Consider the following 24951-nt stretch of genomic DNA (forward strand, 5'->3'; position numbering starts at 1 on the left):
GTAATAAGTTTGAATTAACGAATCAGCTCTTTCATGCGCGCGAAAACATCGACGTTGATTTGACGGTAAACATCCAACAGGTCTATCAACACCCAGTTTTCTCTGATCTTGCCGTTTTCGCAACGCCAAAAATCCAAACTGCGCATAGTGATCTCTTGCCCAGCGGGCGCAATACCAAGCCAGCCGTCACCAGTAATGCTCATATGCATTCCTGGCCAAGCGGTAAAGGCGACGTAGTCATTATCTCCGAACAAATACCCTTTGTTTGTGTCTCCCACTCGATTCGGCAGTGCATTGAGAAAGGGAATTTGGTGACGTTTTCTGAAGCCTTGAATGCCTCGACCTGTACCTATGCCTGAGGGACCATACCAACTGGAATGCGGGTGCCAATATTTATCAAGCTCCATGGCCTCGACACCACCTGTCGCATAATTTCCTAAACTTGCGCACATATCGCCAACTAGCTTCACACTCAATTGAGATTGGTGTTCGTCTCGAACCGGGCGAGATAAACCGTCTTGGGTTGAGGGGCCAGGAACGTGCCATTCTCTACCAAGGCTCGGTGACAAGGGCCACACACCAGCCTGCATCATGACATCGGGAATATCCCAAATGGCTTGGACTTCTGAAATCTTCCCGTCAACTACTTGATAAAATTCGTGAAATCTAATCGCTACCTGCTGATTTGTTGGGGGAATATCTAACCAAGCATTGGTGAATTGTCCAGTGTAATAGCCACAGCAACCTATCCACAGCGTGCCATCGGCCGATGTGCCGTCCATCACAATGGTGTCTCTGCGTTCTACGTCGGGGATTGCCCACAACAATGGTTCGTAAACCTTATCAATCAGCGCATCGACATTCTGCAAGTTGCCAAATGGGTGGCAATACTGGATCAGCGCATCAGATGCAAACAACGATTGGCCAATTGGACGTAATTCGGTTAAGTCAAAATTGTACTGGGCTTGGCGAAAACCATCGAGGAGGTGCCGTGTAGATGCCGATTTTGAATTTAACTCAGCCATACTTTATCTCACAAAAATTCGGGCGCTTTGGGCGTATTGCCTCGGCGCGTTATGTAAAGGGTCGTCGTGGTGTCACTTGGGTTTTTAAACTGTCTGACAGTTCCAATTGGTGTGGTAAAGGTATCGCCCGCCGTCATCACAAATTGAGTATTGTCCACACTCAGTGACAATTCACCTTCCAATACAAAAATGACTTCTTCCTCGTGACGAATATGAACCGGGACGGATGCAGCACTTTGCAACGCCAGTGCGCGAACGACAAAATCGTGCTCCCAACCTAGTTTCGATTTCTCGAGGCCTTCATCTGGGTTTGCTGGGCCGACTAATGGTGCTTCAGAAACCCCTTCAAACTGTGATAAAAGCGAGCTGTTGGTCCATTGGAAGTCTTCTCGGCGAATAATAATGTCTTCAAGCATTTCACTGGTAATCACACGGTGTTCGGCAATCTGTGCTTCGGTGGTTACAGGCATAGGCGCAATGTCATCAGGCACAGTTTGGCCCAAATTCGTATCTACCAAAGCGCCGTTTTCTAGCAAGACTAGACCGTATTGTTCAGCGAGCTCAAATACGCTTGGGGCCCACAATACACGCCCTGGGTCATCGCTACCTAACACGGCATAGAGGTATGCAATATCATCTCCTACGTTTTCAAAACCGCGAAATACGTCGGTTGGAATTGAAATGATATCGCCCTTGTTAAGCACAATTACACCATCGTCAGCGTTGACACCTGTTTTGAAAGCCCAGCTGCCACTGTGAACTACAAATACTTCTTCCGTTAAGTGGCTATGTTGACTGTTGAGACAGCCTGCAGGTTGCCTGGCTCCACCAATGTTGAATCCATGAGGAATCGAAATATGGACATGTTGATCGGGGTTTTCTGCGACACCTGGGCCGATAATGGTGAAGTTTTCTTTCTTATCACTACCGGGACTACGGGTATCAATAAACGCATTTTTACAGGGAATAAGGTCTGCGTAGGGTACGAGTCGTTCTTGCAAATTCATAAATACTCCAGGGTTTGACTAACGTGCTGTCCAGCCACCGTCTACTTTCAAACAGCTACCTGTTGTCATTGCGGACAAGTGGCTGAGTAGAAAAATAGTGGCATTTGCAACGTCTTCAGGGGTGGCTAGCTCGCGCATTGGCAGCATGCCAAGAATAAATCGATGGAAATCCGGATCCGCTAACATGGGCTCTGTCATAGGCGTGCGGACAAAAGTAGGGGCAACGGTGTTTACTCGAATGTTGTGTTGTGCAAGTTCTACCGCCATGGCTTTAGTTAACCCCTCCACAGCGTGTTTGCTCATACAATACAAGGTTCTTCCCGGCGAACCGACAAAAGCCATTTGCGAAGACATGTTGACGATGGCACCAGATTTATTCGCAAGCATGGGAGTAAGCGCAGCTTGAGCGACCTTGTACAGTGAACGAATATTGAGGTCGATAACATCGTCGATATTCTCATCGGTTTGTTGATGCATCGGTGCTACGCGATTGGTACCAGCGTTATTCACAAGACCATCTAGTTTCGTCAATTCACGGATGTTCTGGTGAAAGGCTGAATCAGCGACATCAAAAACCCAAGGCTCAACCGTATTTGGTGCGTCTTTTTCTAAGCTGAGTAAATCTGCTTCGGTTCGTGCAACCGCAATTACTTTTGCACCGCAAGCGCTGGCTATTAGCGCACATTCTCTACCGATACCTTTTCCCGCTCCTGTAATGAGAATGGTCTTGTCGCTGAGAAGGTCATTTGAAAACGCCATGATTTTTCCTTTTTAAAGGTTTTGCATTCGAAGTCATTATTATGTAGATTGCTCACAAACACAACAATAAAAATCCTCACTTTATTGAGTTAACCCATAATTATGGAGTACCCACAAGATGATCAGATATTTAAAGAAAGGCAAAAGTCAGACTGAAAAAAATGATGAAAATCAGCAAGTAAGAGATATTGTTGAAGGTATCATTAAAGATATAGAAGACAACGGCGATCAAGCTGTAGCAACCTATTCTGAAAAATTCGACAAATGGAATCCGAAGTCATTTAGGTTGTCAGAAGAAGAAATTAAAGCGTGTTATGAAAAAGTGCCAGAATCGGTGATAGAAGATATCAGATGGGCACAGACTCAAGTAAGAAACTTCGCGCAAGTCCAACGAGACTCTATGAAGGATGTCGAAGTGGAGACGCTCCCCGGTGTTACCCTCGGGCACAAGCATATTCCGATGGATAGCGTAGGTTGTTATGTACCTGGCGGTAAGTATCCACTGGTTGCATCTGCTCACATGAGTGTGGTTACCGCAAAGGTTGCCGGCGTTAAACGCGTGATTGCCGCCGCCCCGCCTTTTAACGGCGAGCCTTCTCCAGCAATCGTTGTGGCAATGGATATGGCTGGTGCGGATGAAATCTATTGTTTCGGTGGTGTACAGGCCATTGCCGCTATGGCTGTTGGCACCCAGACCATCGCTCCTGTTGACATGATCGTCGGCCCGGGCAATGCGTTTGTCGCAGAAGCTAAACGTCAGTTATTCGGCCGTGTCGGTATCGATTTGTTTGCGGGGCCAACAGAAACGCTCGTTATCGCAGATGATTCGGTTGATGGTGAGTTGTGTGCAGCTGACTTACTTGGCCAAGCGGAGCACGGACCCAACTCTCCAGCCGTCTTGCTGACAAATAGCGAAGCCCTCGCTGAAGAAACCATGAAAGAAGTAGAGCGCCAGTTGACGATTCTGCCTACCGCAGAAATTGCAGGTGCTGCATGGCGAGATTACGGTGAAGTTATCGTCTGTGATACCTACGATGAAATGCTTGAAGTGGCAAATGATATAGCGTTCGAGCACGTTCAAATCATGACAGCTGATATCCCTTATTTCCAAAAGAACATGCGCAACTTTGGTGCCTTGTTCCTCGGCCCAGAAACTAACGTGTCTTACGGTGATAAATGTATTGGAACAAACCATACGCTACCAACCAGACGTGCAGGGCGCTATACTGGTGGACTATGGGTCGGTAAGTTCCTTAAAACCTGTACGTTCCAACGCGTAACTGAAGAGGCTTCAGTTGTGGTAGGCGAGTATTGTTCACGCCTATGTGCGGTAGAAGGTTTTGCAGGGCATAAAGAACAAGCCGATATTCGTTTGAGACGATACGGAAAGAAATAGTTGAACAATAAAAAACGCGTTACTTCTTACGACGTCGCCCGCGAAGCGGGCGTTTCGCAATCTGCAGTATCTAGGGTTTTTCGGCCAGGGCTGAGCGTTTCCAAAAAAACCAGAGAAAAGGTATTGGCAACGGCAAAGCGCATGGGCTACAAGCCGAATGCGATTGCTCGAATGTTGATTACGCAAAGCTCTGGAATGGTTGCGGTTATCGTGTCCTCAAGGGCCAACCTCAACTATCCAGAAGTGTTGAGCTTGCTTAACAAGCAGATTGCAGAAAGAAATAAACGCGTTTTGTTGTTCACACTGGATGACGCAGAGGGTTTAAGTGACCTGTTGGAACAATTGTGGACTTTCCAAGTGGATGGCGTGATAGCTTTGGCCGCTCACTTTGATCACAACAGTATTCAAGAGTTTGAACAGCACCAAATCCCCGTGGTTTTATACAACCGTCAAGTGGACGATCATTCGGTAAGTTCAGTTTGTGTCAATCACGAGCATGGTTTGAAACAACTCGTTGATTTATTGGTTAGTCATGACCATCAAGATTTTCTCATTATCGCCGGCCCAGCAGACTCAGACGTGGCAAATGACCGTAAAATGTATGCACTAAAAGCGTTAGAAGCTCATGGCATTACAGAGGTTCCTGTTGTGGAAGGAGACTACTCATACGAGTCTGGCCGCGAAGCGCTTAACGCTTACCTAGCAAAAAATAATGCGCCGACGGCGATCATTGCAGGTAATGACACCATGGCAATTGGCGTCGTCGATGAAGCAAGAGAAAACCATGGCTTGTCTGTGCCTGACCAGCTTTCCGTTGTCGGTTTTGATGGTATCAACGCCGCGACCTGGTATAGCTATCAAGTGACGACGATTAAACAGCCCATAAGTCAAATGACGAAAGCAGCCGTCGACATCTTGCTCGACCAAATTGAAAATCCGGATAATCCCGCTGAGACCCGTTTCTGGTCTGGTTCCCTTGTTGAGGGGACGTCCGTGGCCGCAGCGAGGAAGAAATGAATGAAAAAGAATTAGTCTTACTCCCCGGCACCTTGTGTAATGGTGCTGTTTTTTCAAAACAACTTAGCGCGTTAGAAGAGGCAGGATATATCTGCCATTGCATCGACTTTAGTGTGGCTAGTAGTGTCGAAGCAATGACTCATCGCGTTTTAGCCGAAGTGGGTAATCGCCCTTTTGGTATCGTTGCGTTTTCTATGGGCGGCATGGTTGCCTTCGAATTACTGCGACAAGTTCCTCAACAAATTGAGTCTTTGGTATTGCTTGCCAGCAATGCTCATGCAGACCTTCCTGGTCGTGCCGAGTTGCGTCAAAGCCATCTAGTGCAAGCACAACAAAACGGTTTAGGAGAGTTAATTCGCGAGCTCTATATGCCAAATTATCTCCATCACCAAGCGCTTGAGCATCAAACGCTAATTGTTGAAATGGCAGAGCAATTGGGCCTTGAAGTATTTGAAGCGCAGCTTGAAGTGTTGGCGGATAGGCCGGATTCGTCGGAAACGATGAGCACAGCAATTTGCCCTATGCTAATTTTAGGCGGTGAACAAGACCCCTTATGTCCACCTGCTGAACAGCAACGGATGCATGAATTAAATGCACAAAGCGAATTGCATTTGCTCAAGGGATGCGGTCATTTCGTGACACTAGAAAGTGCTGAAGCGGTGAATCAGCATTTGTTAACTTGGCTTGCAGGGAGAATGTAAACGTGACTTCACTCAAACAAGAACTGGCTAACCAAACCCCTTTAGTGGGCACCTTTGTTAAGACGCCTCATTTCCACGTTGCTGAGGTATTGAGCAAGACGTCCCTGGATACATTGTGTCTTGATGCAGAACACGCCCCTTTTGCAAGGGACGCTCTCGATGCCTGCGTATTGGCGTGCCGCGCCGAGAGTAAACCTGTATTGATTCGCGTTCCTGACGATGCACCTGCCACTATTTTGAATGCGCTTGATATAGGCGCAACAGGCATAGTGATACCTCATGTAAAAACCGCTGCACAACTACAAAATATCGTGCAAGTGAGTTTTTATGGTGACAAAGGGCGCGGCTATGCAGGTTCGACTCGTGCCGCTGGCTACACCACTCAGAACATTACGCAAAACTTGGCGTTGAACCAGCAAACGGTAGTGGTCGCACAAATAGAAGATTTAGAAGCCATCGACAACATAGAGCAAATTGCTCAGGTGGATGGCGTGGACTGTTTATTCATTGGCAGAATGGACTTAACCGTGGCGCTGGGAGAGACGAATGCGAGTGCGCCCAGTGTGATGACAGCGTTGGATACTATTATCGAGGCGGCCAATCGGCACGGCAAAACAACAGGCATGTTCGTTGGGGACCTGTCTGAGCTTCCCCATTGGATTGAAAAAGGTGTGTCATTGTTCCTGTTGGCTTCTGATCACAACTTTATGTTGGCTGGGGCAGCATCTTTGAAAGCGACTTTCGACAAGGCTGCAGGTAACTAATTGCTATCACCTTAGGTCGATTGGCTGGAGTACTGCGTTTTGAAAAAAACACCGCTATCGCGGTGTTTTTTGTACTTCGAATTACTTCGGGTTAGCTATTTTTGCCGTGCGTTCCAATATATCCAGGCCTTGTTGCTTTAACCAGTAAGGTAAATCAATGATCACCCAGTTCTCTTTTAGCTTGTCACCTTCCCGACGATAGACGTCAACAACACGCATGTCAGCTGGTTGCTCCGAACCTGTCAATCCTAAAAAGCCACCGATCGCAGTATTGGTCAAATTTGGCCAGCCAAAGAAGCACGCATAGTCACCCTCTGCAAATCGACACAGGTGCCCATTGAATGTCTTACCCTTCAAGCCCTCTCTGAAAGGATATTGATGATGTTGCTGATAACGCTCAATAGTATGGACGGAGCCGATACCCGCTGGCCCGTACCAAGCCATATTGTCATCCCACGTTTGCGCTAAGAAAGAGGGCGGACAATTGTCATTGCCACTCTTGTTGAGTTCAGACAAGCCGTCAATCATACGATTGAGTAACTCGAGTGTTTTTACCGATTCTTGTGGGTCTTTTTCGTCGAATTGCAAACCGTCATGTGTCTCAGGGCCCGGAACCAAAAAGGAAGCGCCGGTTTGTAGCGGCAGCGGATTTAACCCAACTTGTTGCATCAAACCAATGATATCGACAAAAAAGCTGCTTTTGGTAATCGCACCGTTTTCAACGCAATAAAATTCTGCATAACGCAACATTACAGTTTGTTTTGTCGCACGAATGCCCAACCAGTCTTGATCAAACAGGCCCATGAAATGGCCCATGCTCATGACCCAGTTTTCCCCATTTATCTCACTCGTTCCCGCAATGAAAACATCTTGGCGGCGTTGAATATTCCCGAATGACTGGTAGATGGGAGCCCAGACTTCACTGAATATACGTTCTTTATCCTCTAACTGGTTGAACGGATAACACGCATACATGGTGTAACTCTCGGCCAAGAAAGGAGAAATCTTTTCTCCTATATTGTCGGCAGTCGCCGAGGCCATTGCATCAAAGAGTGCACTGACGAGCTGCTTTTCTTCACTATATCCAGACATGAATAACTCACTTTTAATCGAAAGTATTGACTCTTGAAATTTGATGGTATTGAATAATGACTTCGAAGTCAATTTGTAATATAGTCGTTAAAAAAGACAAGAGCGTAATGTTAAAAATACAGTGTAAACCATGTATTCGATCAACAGCACGCCGCCATAAAAAACTGTAGTAAGAACAGGTATTGAAGGTGACTTATGAGTGAATTTGGTTCACTAAACTGGGCGATTTTGGTGTTTTATACCCTCGCAAACTTGGCCCTGGGTTTGTTTATAGGGAAAAAAATTGAGACGGCTGATGATTTTTATCTCGGCCAAAAACAAACGCCTTGGTGGGCGATAGGCATATCGGTTATCGCTACCTACGTGAGCGCGATGACATTTTTGGGTGCGCCAGCATGGGCGTACTCCGAAGGCATTAGCGTCATTGCACTTCATTTGAATTACCCACTCGTCATCATGGCTGTTGTTATCTTCTTTTTCCCGTTTTTTTACAACGCTGGTGTAGCGTCAATTTATGAGTATCAAGAAAAACGTTTTGGAAAGCGGGCAAGGGGATTGGTCTCTGGCATTTGGTTAGTCAGCCAAACTATGAGTTCCGCCGCAGTATTGTACGCGACCTCTCTCGTTTTAAGTTTTATTACGGGCGTGCCTGTCGTATGGGCAATTGTTATCGTCACTGTTATCGCCCTGATTTATACCATGTTGGGCGGGATTACTGCGGTAATTTGGACGGACGTGATCCAGTCAATCATTCTGTTCCTAGGCGCTGGCATTATCATGTATGCCTTATTGGACCTATCTTCCATGCCGTTTTTCGATACGCTTGGAGAACTAAAAAGCCAAGGTAAGTTGGATCCACTCAACTGGGAATGGGATTTCACGTCACAAACCACAGTGTGGAGTGGTGTCATTGCCATGAGTTTCTACCACATCACGGTTTACGGCACTAATCAGATGATGGTCCAACGTACGCTAGCAGCGAAAAACATCGGCGATGCAAAAAAATCTTACTTGTTGATGGGCTTCTGTGCGTTCTTTATTTACCTATTCTTTATTGTGATGGGTGTGTTGTTCTATAGCTATTACCAAGGTAAAACCTTTGAAAATAGCAATACTATTATTCTTCAATTTGCGACCGAATACGGTATGCCGGGGCTGATGGGAATCATTGCCGCGGCGGTTATGGCGGCATCGATGTCAAGTCTTGACTCGGCATTCAACTCCCTATCCACGGTGTCGACAATTGATTTTTATCGAAAATATTTCAAACCTAACGAGAGTGAAGAGCACTATCTAAATGCTTCACGTGTTTTCACCTTTGTATGGGCGGTCATCATTATTGTTCCCGCTATCATGTATCACTTGTACAGCGAAGGGTCGATTTTAGAAGTGCTCAGTAAGGTGGGTTCGTACTTTGTTGGCGCGCAGCTCGGTATGTTTGCATTGGGATTCTTCTCTAAGCAAACCACGGAAAATGGCTTACTAGTGGGCACATTGGTTGGCTTTATTGCGGTGACGTTAGTGGCTTTATTTACCGATGTTGCTTGGCCTTGGTACTGCATTATTGGTGCAGCAGCCAACATCACAGTTTCCATAATTGCGAGTATTTTGATTGACGGAAAACAACAAAACTATTCGCCATATTCCGTAAAAGGCCAGCAAGCCTGGTTTGCCGAAAACAATAAAGCTGAAAAAGAAGGTGGTTGGTATTTAGTACCTGGGAAGGTCGATAAAGTGAACTATCTACTCTTTAGCTTCTTTGTATTGACCGTCGCCTTCTTGGCCGTCGCTCAATACCTTTTCTAGTTGAGTTTTTATTATGACACAGATAGTTGATGCATTTTATCAAGCCTTGATCACAAACCAGAGCGTGCATGATTTCCTTGCCGCAGATGTAAAGTGGGGCGCCTCTCACCCGATCAATGATTTATCTGGCGCAGAACAGGTTGTGAGCGCGTATTGGCAGCCACTGAAAGCGGCGTTGCCTGATATTGAGCGCAAGCCTTTGATATCCGTCGAAGAAGAGGTCGACGGTTCGCTTTGGGTATGTGAAACCGGGTATTTCGTCGGTACCTTTACAGCCCCTTTGTTCGGCATTCCGGCATCGGGTAGAACCTTGTACTTGCGCTACACCGAGATGACATCAGTTGCGCAAGGCAAGATTCAAGAAAGTTATGTCATTCTCGACTTCTTAGATGTAATGAATCAAGTAGGTGTAAATCCAATTCGCAAGAGCCTTGGGCACGCTGGCATTATTCCAGCTCCCGCTACACAAGATGGGCTATCGCGCCCAGATGCGACACAGGAACAAGGTGAAAAAACCGTAAGCCTAGTAAATGACATGCTTGCTGAACTAGGCCGATTCGACGGCAAATCACTTGAAAGCATGAAACTCGAGAACTACTGGCATCCAGACTTTATGTGGTATGGCCCTGCGGGCATCGGAACAACTCGTGGTATCAACGGTTTTAGGCAGCATCATCAGGGGCCGTTTGTGTTTGCGTTCCCCGATCGCAGTATTGACCACCATGTGGCAACACTCAAGAGCGGCAATTATGCTGCAACTGGCGGATGGCCACACATGCACGGTACACACTCAGGCCCACACTGGCTTGGTCTGGCACCTACCAACAAGAATATTAGTCTTCGCGTAATGGATATCTGGCGTCGCGAAGGCGACCTACTCGTAGAAAACTGGGTTGGCATCGACATTATTCATATGTTGTATCAGCTTGGCCTCGATGTGTTCGCACAGATGCGTTTATTGAGCGGCCCTGGACAGGAGTCTTAACTATGGCAACTTCACCTGCGATTACACAGGTTTATTGGAAAACGCTGGACGAGCTCTTGCACCCGGACGGTCCTCGTCGCCAAGAATTAGTCGGCTTTGATGACGAGTTTGTCGACATCGTTGATTACATCATTCGCATAACTCATCGCATATGGGAACAAAAAGATATTGGCCTGTGTTACGACTACTACGCCAAATATTGCCCGGTGCATACTCTTGGTGGATATTGTGATGACGTTGATGTCGTTGTCCAAAACACCCTGAAAACGATTGCCGCTTTCCCCGATCGCTCCTTGATTGGTGAGAACGTGGTGTGGAGTAAAGAGCAAGATGGCAGTTACTATTCATCGCACCGTATTACGAGTGTGATGACTAACAAGGGCGCGTCTGAATTTGGTCCAGCGACCGGGACTACTGGCCGCGTGACGACCATTGCGGATTGCGTATGCAAAGAAAATCGCATCGTTTATGAGTGGTTGATGCGAGATAACAGCTTTCTGGTGAAGCAGTTAGGTATATCGCCTTTAGATGCAGCAAGACATCAATCTCAGGGCGTTGTGCCGAACGAGTTTAGTGAGTGGATTAATCAAGAATATCAAAGAGTCAGTGACAAACAGGTATTTGCCGATGATATTGCTACGGGTGTAGACGCTGATGTCTTCCAATTTATGTCGGATTGGCTTGATACTTTACTCAATCGCAAGAACCTCAACCAATTAGCGCAGTTTTATCATCTCAATGCCAAAGTACAGTGGCCTGGCGGTCGCAGGGCTGTGGGTATGCCTGGCATTTCAGGCATTTTTACTCAATGGTTAGCCCAATGCCCTGACGCCCATGCGGTGCTCGACCATATTGCTGTCGTGCCATTTGATGATGACACCATCGATGTGGCAATTCGCTGGTCGCTCGCGGGTAAACTTAACCCAAGAGACACTGAATTGATGGAGTTTGCCGGATTACCTCAGTTTATTCTGGCAGGGTCACATATGCGCATTAAAAACAACAAAATTATCCAAGAATGGACGGTTTTCGATGAAGTGGCATCGATTGCTAATTTGATTCGTCAATTGCCAAATGGGAGCGGTCGTTAATATGGATAAAATTGCATTTGAGGTGATTAGCGGTATCTATACCGAAGGCAACATGCAGCGCATCAGAGAGCTGTTGCTGCACAGTTCGTCTTGGCAACAAGGTCAGTTTACGGCTTATGGCGAAAGTCAGCACAGCCGCTTGTGGATCAACTGGTTAACCCAGTGTGGTATTTCCGATATTGCGAAGGTATGCCAAGTAGATAGTGGCCATGGGCGCACAGCAATTTTGCTTGAAATGAACCCTGCTAAATCAAGCCTACCTACGAGAGCCATGTTTTGGCTACAACATAACGGTAGCCATATTAAGGCGGTAGATGTGTCGGTCGATACGCATTTGTTGCAAGATGGGCTTGGGGATGCTGGGCAGCCACTGGACGAGTGGTGGCCGAATCCGGACCCGCTTATCATTAGTGACTATGATCAGCAGTTACATCCCAAAACATCCCACGCCTCGCCATCGGATTTTTTTGATACCGCTCCCGCCAATTTGAGTACATTAGAGCAGTGGTGGGAAGTATGGCAAACCATGCAACTTAGTCACATTTGGCAGATGTATGATCAGAATAGTGAAATCTACTTGCCAGGAAAAGTGGAGAGTACGTCGGCAGAAGGACTGTTTGGTTTTGTGTCACAACAGCTCAATCAGGTGACCCGCCATTATTGTCAAATTGAAGACATTATTTGTGATGGCGATGCGGGCAACCGGTTTGCATTGAAATGGAACTTGGAAGGGGATGTTCCAACGGCTGATGGCGTTCAGCGTGTAAGATTACCATTTATGAGTTTACTTGAGATTGCGAATGATAAAGTCAAAAGTGATTACTTGTTGTTTGATCAAATAGCATTCGATAAACAGTTTTCGAGTGTCTCGCTGACGCTATAAATTACGATAAAAAGGTGTGTTTTACACACCTTTTTGTGTTTCCTGCGGCTGCACTTTCAAGCGGTAGGCATGTCTGACTAGCTGGAGTGTTACATAGCCAGCTCCTGTTGCCGATACCAACAAAAAAACGAAGAGCGATGTCTGGCTCTCAACATCAACATATCCCAACGCCATCCAGGTGAGTAAAAGGCTCGCCCCGCTATTGCTTGCTATTCCCGCAAAAATGGGGGCCTCATGGTATTCGCCTTGATAGGCCTTTTTCATGCCAATGAAATAGCCAACACACAATGCTAAGTACGCCCACCCTAAGAGCCTGAGCAGTACCGTGACTATCTCGGCTTCTGTGCCGAGTGCCTCGACTATCAAAGCTGGGAATAGCAACAAAGGTAAACACCAACACAGCAAGGTGAAGCCAATTTTCATTTTGTAAGTAAAAATAAGTGATGCCATCCTTCTATTCCCCTTCTTGTAAAAAGTGTTTGTCGTTTAAATTTGGCCATGCTTTTCGTGTATTCGAAATGCAATACCAGCCGCTTTTAGTTGCCTAGCTAGTGCTAAACCCGACGGGTCAGCATCTATTATTTCTACTTAGTCGATCATGATTTCACTGAAATATAAAAGTAAGTATTACTTTTATAATAGGTGTCATTTTCATAAGATCAAAGGTAAACTGGGTAAAGTGTTACCCGTGATATTTGAGTCAACATAAACTAGGAGTAAGGTCTTGCGTGAAACACCCACACAGGTTAGGGCACAAGAAAGGCTAAAGCACATAGTAATGACCGCTGAAACCTTGATGCTGGAGCAAGGGTTTGATGCTTTTAAAATGAATACCTTGTCTCAACGAGCTCAGGTTAATATCGCTACGATCTATCGCTATTTCCCCAATAAAACAGCATTGGCAATGGGGTTGCTAGATGACTATTTAGTGCAGTATCGACGCCTGCTAGCCGCACAAATTAAGGCGGCGGAAACTAGCAGCATTGAGCATGTTGTTGACGTACTTGTTGAGGGGTACTTAGATTTTTTTCAGTCCCACCCGGCCTTTGTTGCGGTATGGAAAGGATTGCAGGGCACACTGGCATTCAAACAGAAAGATATTGAGGATAGTCGACACAATTCGTGTTTGTTGTGCGAAAGCGTCGGTGCTTTTTTCCCACAGATCGACCATGAGTTAATGGCAGATGCCATGTTTATGGTTTGTGAAATGACAAGTAATTTGATGCCCACTTTGCTCGCCCTAGAGCCTCATCAAGCGAGCGTATTCAAACACCATATGAAACAAATGATCACTCGTTATCTCAGTGATATTTTTGACCAACAGCCGGATGAAACATGAATCCTATTTCGCTACCCAATTACGATCAACCGAGTGTACCATTTGCACCTAGAGCGATTGAAAAAGGTAAGTCTTTAGCGGTATTGCTCGGGCAAGAGGCCATTGCCTACTTAGCGAGAAACATACAAATCGTCGAGCCCGAATTCAACGTCGAAGCTTTTGTAGCAGAAGCAGTAACAGATTTGGAACCACTGGCCTTGATGGACAGAGGTCGACACATTGCGAATGCGCTTTTCAGCCATTTGCCAAAACCTTACGAGCGAGGATTGGCAATTCTCGTAAAGTCTATGGCTTCACCCCAGCCTTCGACGACAGAATTTGGTCTCGCAGGGTTTTTCTATTTACCTCATAGTTTCTTTATTGCCCAATTTGGTATTTCCCCCGAATACAATGAGGGGAAGGATCCATTTGATAGTTCTATGCAGGCGCAACATGCACTAACTCAGCGTTTTTCTGCAGAATTTTGCCTTCGCCCATTTATTATTGCTGATCAAAAGCGCACTCTCAAAGTGGTTTATCAGTGGTTGAATGACGACGATACACACGTTCGCCGATTGTGCTCGGAAGGAACACGACCAAAGCTGCCGTGGGGACTGCGGTTAAAGGCCTTTGTCGAAGACCCCAATCCGCTGCATCCCATTCTTGATACGTTAAAGGATGATCCTGAACTGTATGTCAGGCGGAGCGTTGCCAACAGTTTAGGTGACATCAGCAAAGACAACGAAGACTGGGTCTTCGCCTTATGTGAAGCTTGGTTGGATGGCGCTTCCAAAGAGAGGAAATGGCTTATCCGTCACGCTGTCCGTTACCATGCGAAAAAGGGGCATCCAAGAGCGCTGGCATTGAGAGAAAAGGCAAAATAAATGGGCTCACCTAGCTATCTTCAAAAGCTGACGGTATTGATTCAGGCTCTCGCGACAATGCGCCCTCAATTTGAACAAGGGATTTCTGAATTTGAACTGCTAGGGCGGTTGAAGCAACCTCCATTCGAATTTTTTAGCGATACCGCCTTACGCGATAACCTATCGATGTTTCAGGCACATTTTTTATTGTTTCACGCACTATATCGCTTAAGTGAACAATGGCGTGCACAAGGACAAGGTGAGTTGGATATTTTTACCACTAACATCGTCTTATTGCCTCATGCTCCAGAAGAAGCAGGCCAAAGTGGAAATTGTCTTAACGAATACAATGCCGTGCGTGACTACTACCTTGATTTAGACAACTTAACAAAAACATCAGAGCAAGATGTCAGTGACCTCATCGACAGTTTCTGGCAACAGATGGAGGCTGGGTTCGGTTATGCAGACAGCCCAGAGTTACTCGATGAGGCGTTGTTGCAACTAGGCTTGTCTGATTTTCCTCAATCTCAGACAGAGTTAAAGGCTTACTATCGTCAAACGCTACATCGAGTTCACCCTGATAAAGGCGGGAATAATGCTCAAGCAGAGCGTGTCATACAAGCTTATCGAGTACTGAGCCGTCATTTGCGTTATCAAACCCCGCAATAATGGCGTCAATGGCAACTTGGACGCGTTGTGGGCGCTGGGTCATTTGTGGATAAATCAAGTACAAACCGCGCTTTTCATTGCTGTATCCGGGCAAGACTTCTATTAACTCTCCTTTAGCAAGCGCCTGCTCAATCATGTAAAAAGGAAAACGACCTATACCGCCACCATTAATGCAGAGCGACCTTAGTATGTGGTTATCACTGGCACTCACACTAGGTGTTAGGTCTAAATTCACAGTTTTACCATCAAAAAAAGACCAGCGTTTCCAGTGAGCGAGAGCAAGAATATCATGAGCTTCCAAGTCTGTTGGCGCTGCAGGCGTGCCCTTTAGTTTTAAGTAATCGGGGCTCGCAACACACAGATAGGGGATATCGACTAGGTGCCTGCCAACCATGTCCACGGGTGGGCTATTGGTTAATCTTACGGCGATATCAAAATTGTCCTCGGTTAGATTGTGCTTCGTGTTTCCACAGTCTAAATCAAACGTAATGCCTGGAAAGGTTTTGCGCAATTGGTTGATATGTGGCCAGATCAAATGCTGAGCCACCCCTACAGGGGCGGTAATGTTAACTTGTCCCGACGGCATTGACTCACTGGCGTCGAGCATGGATTTAGTTTGCTCGAAAAACACCGTGAGCTTAAGTGCTTGTGCATACACCACCTCACCTGCCGACGTTAGGCGCATTGAACGCGTATTTCTAAACAACAATTGCTTGTTTAGCTGCTTTTCCAAACTGCTTACCTGTTGTGAAACGTACCCTTTAGATACGTTCAGATGTGCTGCAGCATGGGTGAACCCACCATGCTTGACTACCTCCGCGAATATGCGCATGGCTTCAAGTTTCATAATGTCCTTGATTGTTCATATATGTAAACAATGTTTTTATTTTACAGTTTCATTAAGAACAATTAAATATGACGTAAGAACAATCACAAGAGCCGAGTAGATGAAACAACAAATTGTGAAAACGGTTGCTTTGGCAGCCTTATTGGCCACGGGAGCGTTGGGAGGATGTAGCCAAGTGGAAAGTGAAGCGAGCCATCAAAATCCAGCTGAGGCAAATCCTTACGCGCCAAAGCCATACGTCGAATTGACGCACCCTGAGTGGTCCAAAAACGCGACAATTTACGAAGTTAATGTTCGCCAATACACGCCTGAAGGTACATTCAATGCTTTCGCTGAGCATTTACCTCGACTGAAGTCTATGGGCGTCGACATCTTATGGCTTATGCCGATTCACCCTATTGGTGAAAAAAACCGTAAAGGTGAGAAAGGCAGTTACTATGCAGTAAAAGATTATCGTGAGGTAAACCCAGAATTCGGTACGTTGGATGATCTAAAAGCACTAGTGAAAAAAGCCCATGACATGGGGATGTATGTCATTCTTGATTGGGTTGCTAACCACTCAGCATGGGATAATCCTCTGACAGAGTCGAACCCAGAATGGTACACCAAAGATCACAATGGCAATTTCCAACCGACACCTTGGTGGGATTGGTCTGATATTATCGATTTTGACTACAACAACCCTGAAATGCGTGAATACATGACTGAGTCCTTGAAGTATTGGGTATCAGAAGTGGGGATTGATGGCTACCGAGCGGATGTCGCTGGATTTATTCCTACGGATTTTTGGGACAACGTGCGGGCTGAACTCGATCAAATCAAACCGGTTTTCATGTTAGCGGAATGGGATGCACGAGACCTTCACAAAAATGCGTTTGATATGAGTTACGCATGGAAACTTCACGACGTGATGCATGAGGTCGCCATCGGTGAAAAAGACGCGTCGGCAATCTATCTGCACTTTGCCCATGATCTAAATGCCTGGCCAGACAATGCGATCACCATGAACTTTGTAGATAACCACGATAAAAATTCGTGGGAAAAAACCATGTTTGAGCGATTTGGTGACTATCTTCCTGCGAGTGTTGTGCTGACGGCTACGGCAGAAGGGATGCCCTTGTTGTACAGTGGCCAAGAGGCGGGGCTAGACCGAGAACTTGCCTTTTTTGAGAAGGACCAAATTGATTGGCAACCTCATCCGATTGGCGATCTTTACACCAGTTTATTTGAGCTAAAACACGATACCCCCGCCTTGTGGAATGGAAACTGGGGCGGAAAAATGATTCCTGTACCTAACTCTCAACCAAAGGCCATTTTTTCGTTTGTTAGGCAGAAAGGCAAAAGTAAGGTGTTTACAGTACTGAATTTCTCGGACCAGCCACAAACCGTAAGCTTCAATGAAAATGCCCAAGTTGGTGTTTATCGCGAGTGGTTTAGCAAAGCGAAAACCACTATTGATCCCACAACAGCGTTAACGATTGAGCCGTTTGGTTATCGCGTTTTCGTCAAGTAACGAATAAGCATTAAAAAACCCAGCAGTTGCTGGGTTTTTTTAATTTTGCTCTGGGTTTATGGCGTGTTTAAGCACAACAAGCACAGTTGCGTTTGTGCTTTTCCATCTTCCCTATTCCTGGGTTAAATGTGTTGGTGGGATCCAGTGATTTATAGAAGCGTTGAAGTGTTTGTTCGGCTTCGTACAAATGCCCCACGTTATGTTCGGCTGGGTATTTTGCCCCTCGGCTGTCGAGCAATGCCAGCATGTCTTTTTTGACCTTTTTCGGGTCAGCGCCCTTTTTTAAAATATAGTCTTGATGGAACACGTGACAAAAGAAATGACCGTAGTACAAACGTTTTTCGATTTGCGAGTTGATAGCGTCGGGAAGCGTCTCTACCCAGTCTGAATCGTTTCGACGTAAGGCAATATCCAATGCCAGAATGTCACCAACCGATTTCGCTTTTATGGTTTGATACCTGACAGCCGCGCCTGCTGCGGCAAAGCGGTGTAGGTAAGCACTTTGCGCTTCTTCTGGATCACACTCGAAATAGCCTCCACGCTCGGCATGCCCATCGAAGTAGTCGTGTAGCAAGGCCTGTGCTTGGGCAATGCCCTCATCACCCATCTTAAGGATAAGGTGGTGTTCGTAGCGCTGCCTGAATGCCAGCATTCGTTTTGGAATATGTTGTGGCAACAAACGAGAACAAAATTGTAATACGCGATCGGTGAGATAGTCAGGAACGAAACTGAGCTTATTTAGATACGCGTCAATCTTGCCTTTCATGGCGAACATCTTAGGCAACTGATCCGTACCCAAGTGCTTGACGCTTAAAAACGTATCTTTGCCATACTCTTCAGCAATATCGAAAACGTCGCGATGTATGTATTCGCCGACGTCAGGCAACACGGTAAATTGGCTAAGCATTGCCCGGCGTAAGTAAGTTAAAGTTGCTGGGTCATTTGTACCGATATAAAAACTTTTCTCTTTTTTCGGCACGTCAAACGTATCGAGTCGCACGGCGAATACTGCAATCTTGCCAGCACAGCCACTTGCTTCAAACAAGCGTGTCTCATCGGCGTTGAAGCGGCTTGGTGTATCGGCATCAATGTCTCTGATTTTGGCTTCGTAATCTCTGGCTGAAGCGGGGATTTGATAGCTATTGTCTTCTATCTCATATCGGCCATGCTCTAAGTTGGACAGTATTTCTTCGGGTGTATCTCCCAACATCAGACCAAGGTGGTTGACGAGCTGTAACTCACCTTTTTCATTTACCCATGCATATAACGACAACTCGGTATACGCAGGCCCGCGTTTGACTAATGCCCCACCTGAGTTGTTCGCGACACCACCGACAATGGATGCCCCTAAACAAGACGAACCGATAACGGAATGTGGAGCACGATTGAGAGGTTTGAGGGTCTTTTCTAGCGTATGTAGCGTCGTGCCAGGTAGGCTGATCACCTGCTGTCCCTGGTCAAGCACAATGAGTTTATCCATCGCTAGCGTGTTGATGACAACGATGTCTCTGTCATAGTCTTCACCACTGGGAGTCGAACCCTCGGTCAGGCCAGTATTGGCAGCTTGCATGATGATAATACAGTTGTTGGCGACACAGGCTTCAAGGCAACGCCAATAACTAACTAAGTTTTGTGGAAAAATTACCGCTAAGGCACTGCCGCCACCGGAACGCCAACCAGTGCGATAATGCTCCGTTTTTCGGTCGCCGACGGCGACGTGTTCCGAGCCTAGGATACGAATAAATTCCTGTACTGCGGGATGTGAGTTCATGTCATTTTTCTCCGCCCCCCTCCGTCAATGGAAGGGGATAAATTAGTGCCGCGTTACTGGCTCAATGGGCCATTGATACCCAAGATATAAAGCGCTGCCATTACGAGTACGCCTGCAGTGACCACATAGTAGCAGGTTGGCAATACCGTTTTGCGTAAAGTTGTGCCTTCTTGGCCTAATAGACCAACCGTAGCACTTGCTGCGACTACGTTGTGTATTGCTATCATATTGCCTGCTGCTGCACCTACGGCTTGAGCCGCGATGATAAGCGCAGGAGATAGGTTCAAGCTCATTGCCGCTTCGTACTGGAACTGGCTGAACATCATGTTAGAGACAGTATTAGAACCGGCGATAAACGCTCCCAACGCACCTATGCTCGGGCTGATAAGCGGAAATGCATCACCAAACCAATTCGCAAACATTTGCGCGCTGGCCATTGGCATGCTTGGCAAATCAGACAGGTTAACGCCTGAGTTGATAAAGAGTCTGACCATAGGAATCGTAAACATCAATACAAAGCCCGCTCCCAAAATGGTTTTGCTCGAAGCGGCAAATGCGGCGGTAAAGGCCTGCTTTCTGTGGTGGCGTTGACCTTGTATAAATAACGCCAATAGGGCTGCGATTATCAGTAGGCCACCTGGCAAATAGAGTGGACTGAAGGCCGCATTGATACCCGTTTCACCAAGAATGTTAGACATGCCGATACTGACCCCCGCCAATGCCGATTTTAGCTCTCCAAACACGCGAGAACACACCAACAAGACCGCGACGACAAGGTAAGGCACCCAAGCTACCCATTGCGACATGGATTTTCCAGTTGCGGGTGCGTCGTCGTTGATTTGAAGTTTGCCCAGCCAACTGCTTTCCCATTCTGATTTTGGCGGAAAATCCCACGATGATTTGGGAATCAAAAAGCCGCGTTTTGCTGCACTGACGACAATAGCTAAGCTGACTAGGCCACCCAGCAAAGAGGGGAACTCTGGCCCCAAAAAGATGCCTGTTAATGCATAGGGTACGGTAAAAGAGACCCCTGCAAATAGCGCAAATGGCAGAATTTCGAGACCTTCACGCCAGCGTTTGTTCTTGCCGAAGAAACGAGTGAGCATCATCACCATAAGTACTGGCATAAGTGTACCAACAATACCGTGAATAATGGCTACTTCGGTGGTGATAAGTTGTAAGTATTGCTCCCATTGCCAGCCGTGTGTGGAAAGTTGTTGGCCTATTGCTTCGGTATCTAGCCCCTTATTGACACCAATAATAATAGGCGTGCCAACAGCGCCGAAAGAGACAGGTGTACTTTGTATCATCATTCCCATCAACACGGCGGCAAGGGCTGGGAAACCTATGGCAACGAGCAAGGGGGCAGCTATCGCCGCGGGCGTACCAAATCCAGATGCGCCTTCGATAAAGGTACCGAAGCACCAGGCGATCACAATGGCTTGCACTCTTCTATCGGGAGAAATATTGGTAAAGCCTTGTCTGATTACGGACAAAGCGCCTGTTTGCTTGAGCACATTCAGTAGGAATAGTGCACCGAACACAATCCACATCACCGACAAGGTGATCACTAAACCTTGAATAATCGATGCACTAATACGTTGCGCCGACATGTCCCAAGCGACAAATGCCAATAGCACCGTCGAAGCCAATACAACGGGCATGGCTTTTTTGGCTGGCCATTGCAAGCCAACTAATAAGAGTGCTGCTAGTCCGATAGGTGTGAGGGCCAAGAGGCCGAGCGTTAATTCATTCACAATGGGTCTCCTCGTTGTTTTTATGTTGTTTACCCATTCCCACTCAACATTTGTTAAATATGGGTTAACAAATAGTAAGCGGACTTTACTTGGTTGAGTACTCTTGATATATATTCATTAAAGAGATAGTTTTTTTCCAAAAATGACATAATCAAAAGGTCGGCGTGTATTTCCATGGTGAAAGCAGATGATATTTTCTTATTCGTCAATGTGGTAGACGAAGGTTCGTTTTCTAAAGTCGCAGAGAAATTTGAATTAACCAATTCCGTTGTGAGTAAAAGAATTGGACGTTTGGAAAAGGCTCTCAATGTTCAACTGTTGTATCGGACAACGAGAAAGCTCAGCTTAACTGATGCCGGCCAAGCTCTATACGGCAAAGCGCGTTTGGCCAAAGAAGCCTTGCAAGACGCTCAGAATGCAGTAACGGGTTACGGCGAGGAAGTGCAGGGCAAGATCAAGATTACTGCACCTGTCGTGTCAGCCAGTTTGGTACTGAGCGAGGCTATTGCTACCTTCTGTCAGCAGTATCCTAAAGTGGAAGTAGAACTTACGGTAAGTAACGACCTAGTTGATTTGATCGATGATGGTTTTGACTTAGCCATTCGTACAGCGCATTTAGAAGACTCATCATTGATTGCAAGGCGCTTAGTTGATTCCCATTGGATGTTGTGTGCCAGCCCAGGATACGTGAGAGCAAATGGCAAACCAACTCATCCAGATGCACTGGTCAATCACCATTGTCTACTGTACAAATCGGAAGGTGTAGCAGCAAATCAATGGCGATTTAAATCTGAAGGGAATGAGCACTGTATCGAAGTGAGTGGTCGATTTTATACCAACAATCTCGATTCGCTTAAACAGGCAGCACTGGCCGATTTTGGCATTGCTCATGTACCTAGAGCCTTGATTCATGAGAGCTTACTAAATGGCGATTTGGTTACCTTACTGGACGATTTCGTCGATAGAGATCTAGGTATTTACGCCGTTTATCCAAGGAGTCGACAACCAGACAAAAAACTGTCGCTGATTGTCGAACACTTCAGACAGGCATTTCAGGATAAACGAGCCTATTTTTATTGATTACAGCTTATAGGTTGCGGAAAACTGCAAATAATGGGAATCGACGCCTTCGATGTTAGCATCATCGATGGCGTAGTTACCCAGCTCTACACCCACGTCCAAATGGTCAGTGACACTGTCTATCAGGTTGATACCCCAATGTGAGCGTTTGCGCTCGAGTACGTCTGTTTCCGCTGCACCGTAGAATGCTGTGGAGCGCATAGTGTCGGTCCAAAAATGTCGATAAGACACGGCGTAGGCGATGGTACTTTCGACTGCCATTTGATCGTCACTGGGGTCGACAACAATATCCGGTGTTAGGCCAGCTGCTACGTACCTACCCGCCTCACCAAAGGTTGCTTGAAAGCGAAAATCATCCTTACCCATTGTTGAAACCTTGCCGGCAATATTAAACGCAGCGCCGACTTCATCCATGCCACCTTGATCGATCTTTCTGACGAGTGCGCCAAACGACACCAATCCCCAATCTTTGCGCATGTTATACCTTGCGATAAAGTCAGGGATGCTCTCATCGGGATCGGCTTCGTCGCCGGTAAGACCCACGGCACTCGCCGGCGTGCCTATGTCACCATCGCCGTTGGTTTCAGGGTTCTCAATCGCGAATTGCCAATTGCCGTAGGTATACCTAACTTGGGTCTCTCGGATAAATACCTCTCCAACGTGTGGGCCGCCAAAATCAAGCGCTTCGGGCAGAGCATGCAACGGCATAAAGGTGCTCCAATTTTGCCCGATCATCCAATTTTTATAGGTGATGTAATAGTGCCGAAGTCTTGGGTTAGACGAGTTGCTGACCACTTCATTTCCGCCACCGCCGTACATATCAATTTCGAAAAAGCCCGATACTTCGCCGTGTTGTACTTTGAAATTGATGCGCGATTCTCTGACGTTGAACCCAGTATGAGAGGTTTCGATTGGGCGTCCACCCGGAAAGTTTGCCACCCAGTAGTCTTGGTATGCGATGTCTCCGCTAACATGGCGAACATCGACTTTGGCATAGCCGCCGAGTGTGACTTTGGTTTGTTCACCATCAATGGTGGTGTTCAATAAGTCGACCGCTAAAGCCGAATGAAAGGGGAGTAGGGTGAGCGCCGCCATTGCGCAGTATTGGGCTGATTTCAAAGGTGTCATGTGTGATTTGCTCTTATGTACGCGTTAATGAATTGTTAACGCCGAAATGTACGGGAAAGAGTGATTGATGATAAATGTGCAAAAAGGGAAATGACTTGTTCCAAAAGTTGCATAATAGCTGATTGGCCTAAAGTTATATTTTGCTTAATTCAGGTAATTTTTGCTCTGGCAACGGGAGGCACTGTTACCTTTTAGTACTTTGTTGTAGTCTGAGCATTGAGCTTATTTTTTCAACAATGCCATGTACTTACTACCTGATAAAATTACTAACTTATTCAAGCGACTAACGCCAGGAGAAGAAGGTGAAGCCGATTTCACTGAGCCTGAAAAGGAGAACAAATGGCGTCGTCGTTGGCAGAGTTTAAATCAAGTCCAACGATTTTATTTTGTCGCATTCGTTTTGTACGCCGTTCTCTATATTAAAGGCTGGACTGATGTAGGTGCGCTTTTGATACCTATGCTGTTAACCGTGATTGCATTGGTCAAAGAGTTTGGAGAGCGCTTCTCTGAACTTTGGAACAGTCTGTACGGCAAAGCAGTGATTCTACTTTTTTACGCTATTGTTGCGAATTTTGCTATGGCAAATGCGGCTGGGTTGGTCAATGAGGTGTCTGGTGTTGCCGCCGACAAACTTCCCTATAGTCATAATTTTGCGATTATTCTGAATTTACCGAGTTGGTTTGTTGGCACCTCGGTTTTTGGGCTATTGCTGTATATGACGACCTCATTTTTTTATCTGATGTTGCTTTTAATGCTCAAACCATTTGGCGTACATAGTATTTGGCACAAACCTGAGTACAAGTATGTCTTCACAACGGCGTTACTGAGACTCGTGTTAACGATGATGTCCGTAGCTGTCATCGTAACGGTGATGATTGACAATGGCCTTCAGTCTCGGACTTCGACACCTTTTGGCTCGATCAACGTCGGCGTTCAAAGTGAATATGAAGAACCTGCCGAGGAAAAGGCTCCAGAGCAACCACCTGCGTTTATAACCGCCTTGGTCGATGAACTCGCAAAGAATAACAGCGACGACACGACAAATGAGGTTGATTATGTGGTGGATTCGACGCGTACCGAAGCTGCTTCAGTGCCACAAACGGATACAGAAAACACGACTCCTGAGGACGCGCCTATAGCGTCGGTGGAGCAAGACGCTGCAGTACAGAGCGAACCTAGTGAGCCTAAAGATGAAGATGAGGAACTTGAAGAGTTTATCAATAGCACAGTACAAGGAGCGGAGAATTACGCCAAAATTCAGAAAACACTGCTGGCTGACTTTATCTACACCTTCGAGGCTGATACTTACTCTCGATGCGAACATGATGAAAACACTAGAGTTATCGAATTGAATGACTATGAGATTCTGACTATTTGGCGAGATACCGAAGCAGACTATGGGTATGGTTATGAAGTTATCCCCTGCGTATCTGCTGCGATTGGTAGAACAGCAATTTCCCCCTAGCTTCATTGCGAGAA

Annotated in this window: 23 protein-coding genes; 14 read left to right on the forward strand and 9 right to left on the reverse strand. The window is 46.4% G+C overall.

Going from position 1 to position 24951, the window contains the following annotated elements; genetic code table 11:
* Positions 1–14 precede the first annotated feature (14 nt).
* Genes AC27G9_RS17175 through AC27G9_RS17185 form a run of 3 tightly spaced genes read right to left on the reverse strand, consistent with a single transcriptional unit; the run spans position 15 to position 2791 of the window.
* Positions 15–1025 carry an ester cyclase gene (locus AC27G9_RS17175; protein ID WP_487075709.1) on the reverse strand — a complete coding sequence of 337 codons (1011 nt, stop codon included), beginning with the start codon at positions 1023–1025 and terminating at the stop codon, positions 15–17.
* Between the two features lie 8 nt (positions 1026–1033).
* Positions 1034–2032 (reverse strand): cupin domain-containing protein, encoded by a 999-nt coding sequence (locus AC27G9_RS17180; RefSeq protein ID WP_487075710.1) that lies wholly within the window; start codon positions 2030–2032, stop codon positions 1034–1036.
* 18 nt (positions 2033–2050) lie between these two features.
* A complete protein-coding gene (locus AC27G9_RS17185; RefSeq protein ID WP_487075711.1) occupies positions 2051–2791 on the reverse strand; it encodes an SDR family NAD(P)-dependent oxidoreductase in 741 nt (246 codons plus the stop codon).
* 118 nt (positions 2792–2909) lie between these two features.
* Between AC27G9_RS17185 and hisD the strand changes: the two genes are divergently transcribed.
* Genes hisD through AC27G9_RS17205 form a run of 4 tightly spaced genes read left to right on the forward strand, consistent with a single transcriptional unit; the run spans position 2910 to position 6669 of the window.
* The gene (hisD, locus tag AC27G9_RS17190; protein WP_487075712.1) at positions 2910–4187 is read left to right on the forward strand and encodes a histidinol dehydrogenase; all 1278 of its coding nucleotides are present in this window, start codon (positions 2910–2912) and stop codon (positions 4185–4187) included.
* Entirely contained in the window at positions 4188–5204 is a 1017-nt protein-coding gene (locus tag AC27G9_RS17195) for a LacI family DNA-binding transcriptional regulator (RefSeq protein WP_487075713.1), read from the forward strand.
* Positions 5201–5905 carry an alpha/beta fold hydrolase gene (locus tag AC27G9_RS17200; protein WP_487075714.1) on the forward strand — a complete coding sequence of 235 codons (705 nt, stop codon included), beginning with the start codon at positions 5201–5203 and terminating at the stop codon, positions 5903–5905. Before AC27G9_RS17195 ends, AC27G9_RS17200 begins: the two co-directional genes overlap by 4 nt.
* Positions 5906–5907: 2 nt before the next feature.
* Positions 5908–6669, forward strand: coding sequence for an HpcH/HpaI aldolase family protein (locus AC27G9_RS17205; protein ID WP_487075715.1), 762 nt, complete (start codon positions 5908–5910; stop codon positions 6667–6669).
* Between the two features lie 81 nt (positions 6670–6750).
* On the opposite strand, the gene AC27G9_RS17210 is transcribed toward AC27G9_RS17205, so the two are convergent.
* A complete protein-coding gene (locus AC27G9_RS17210; RefSeq protein WP_487075716.1) occupies positions 6751–7761 on the reverse strand; it encodes a nuclear transport factor 2 family protein in 1011 nt (336 codons plus the stop codon).
* A 195-nt stretch (positions 7762–7956) separates the two neighbouring features.
* Here AC27G9_RS17210 and AC27G9_RS17215 point away from each other — a divergent pair, with 195 nt between their 5' ends.
* From AC27G9_RS17215 to AC27G9_RS17230, 4 genes are read left to right on the forward strand one after another with little or no spacing between them, the layout of a single operon-like run.
* Positions 7957–9567 carry a sodium:solute symporter family protein gene (locus AC27G9_RS17215; protein WP_487075717.1) on the forward strand — a complete coding sequence of 537 codons (1611 nt, stop codon included), beginning with the start codon at positions 7957–7959 and terminating at the stop codon, positions 9565–9567.
* A 13-nt stretch (positions 9568–9580) separates the two neighbouring features.
* Positions 9581–10552: an ester cyclase gene (locus tag AC27G9_RS17220; protein WP_487075718.1), complete on the forward strand. Its 972-nt coding sequence runs from the start codon at positions 9581–9583 to the stop codon at positions 10550–10552.
* Positions 10553–10554: 2 nt separating this feature from the next.
* Entirely contained in the window at positions 10555–11643 is a 1089-nt protein-coding gene (locus AC27G9_RS17225; protein WP_487075719.1) for an ester cyclase, read from the forward strand.
* Position 11644: 1 nt separating this feature from the next.
* Positions 11645–12526, forward strand: a complete 882-nt coding sequence (locus AC27G9_RS17230; RefSeq protein WP_487075720.1) for a hypothetical protein — start codon at positions 11645–11647, stop codon at positions 12524–12526.
* Positions 12527–12547: 21 nt separating this feature from the next.
* On the opposite strand, the gene AC27G9_RS17235 is transcribed toward AC27G9_RS17230, so the two are convergent.
* Positions 12548–12976, reverse strand: coding sequence for a hypothetical protein (locus AC27G9_RS17235; protein ID WP_487075721.1), 429 nt, complete (start codon positions 12974–12976; stop codon positions 12548–12550).
* A gap of 274 nt (positions 12977–13250) precedes the next feature.
* Here AC27G9_RS17235 and AC27G9_RS17240 point away from each other — a divergent pair, with 274 nt between their 5' ends.
* From AC27G9_RS17240 to AC27G9_RS17250, 3 genes are read left to right on the forward strand one after another with little or no spacing between them, the layout of a single operon-like run.
* Positions 13251–13865 carry a TetR/AcrR family transcriptional regulator gene (locus AC27G9_RS17240; RefSeq protein WP_487075722.1) on the forward strand — a complete coding sequence of 205 codons (615 nt, stop codon included), beginning with the start codon at positions 13251–13253 and terminating at the stop codon, positions 13863–13865.
* Complete coding sequence (locus tag AC27G9_RS17245; RefSeq protein WP_487075723.1) at positions 13862–14728, forward strand: DNA alkylation repair protein; 867 nt, start codon at positions 13862–13864, stop codon at positions 14726–14728. The genes AC27G9_RS17240 and AC27G9_RS17245 overlap by 4 nt, the downstream gene beginning before the upstream one ends.
* Positions 14729–15376, forward strand: a complete 648-nt coding sequence (locus AC27G9_RS17250) for a DNA-J related domain-containing protein (RefSeq protein ID WP_487075724.1) — start codon at positions 14729–14731, stop codon at positions 15374–15376.
* Here the strand turns inward: AC27G9_RS17250 and AC27G9_RS17255 are convergent.
* Positions 15321–16223: a LysR family transcriptional regulator gene (locus AC27G9_RS17255; RefSeq protein ID WP_487075725.1), complete on the reverse strand. Its 903-nt coding sequence runs from the start codon at positions 16221–16223 to the stop codon at positions 15321–15323. The two genes, AC27G9_RS17250 and AC27G9_RS17255, sit on opposite strands and share 56 nt — an antisense overlap.
* A gap of 100 nt (positions 16224–16323) precedes the next feature.
* Between AC27G9_RS17255 and AC27G9_RS17260 the strand changes: the two genes are divergently transcribed.
* Complete coding sequence (locus AC27G9_RS17260) at positions 16324–17736, forward strand: alpha-amylase family glycosyl hydrolase (protein WP_487075726.1); 1413 nt, start codon at positions 16324–16326, stop codon at positions 17734–17736.
* Positions 17737–17803: 67 nt separating this feature from the next.
* Here the strand turns inward: AC27G9_RS17260 and dld are convergent, their stop codons facing one another.
* Together dld and AC27G9_RS17270 are read right to left on the reverse strand one after the other, a co-directional pair.
* Complete coding sequence (gene dld / locus AC27G9_RS17265; RefSeq protein ID WP_487075727.1) at positions 17804–19507, reverse strand: D-lactate dehydrogenase; 1704 nt, start codon at positions 19505–19507, stop codon at positions 17804–17806.
* A gap of 53 nt (positions 19508–19560) precedes the next feature.
* On the reverse strand, positions 19561–21264 hold the full coding sequence (locus AC27G9_RS17270; protein ID WP_487075728.1) for an L-lactate permease: 1704 nt from the start codon (positions 21262–21264) through the stop codon (positions 19561–19563).
* A 174-nt stretch (positions 21265–21438) separates the two neighbouring features.
* Between AC27G9_RS17270 and AC27G9_RS17275 the strand changes: the two genes are divergently transcribed.
* Positions 21439–22344, forward strand: a complete 906-nt coding sequence (locus AC27G9_RS17275) for a LysR family transcriptional regulator (protein WP_487075729.1) — start codon at positions 21439–21441, stop codon at positions 22342–22344.
* Here the strand turns inward: AC27G9_RS17275 and AC27G9_RS17280 are convergent, their stop codons facing one another.
* The gene (locus AC27G9_RS17280; RefSeq protein WP_487075730.1) at positions 22345–23472 is read right to left on the reverse strand and encodes a DcaP family trimeric outer membrane transporter; all 1128 of its coding nucleotides are present in this window, start codon (positions 23470–23472) and stop codon (positions 22345–22347) included.
* 241 nt (positions 23473–23713) lie between these two features.
* Between AC27G9_RS17280 and AC27G9_RS17285 the strand changes: the two genes are divergently transcribed.
* The gene (locus tag AC27G9_RS17285; RefSeq protein WP_487075731.1) at positions 23714–24937 is read left to right on the forward strand and encodes a hypothetical protein; all 1224 of its coding nucleotides are present in this window, start codon (positions 23714–23716) and stop codon (positions 24935–24937) included.
* Positions 24938–24951 lie beyond the last annotated feature (14 nt).

The sequence above is a fragment of the Alteromonas sp. 5NS40-0096 genome (assembly GCF_057544385.1).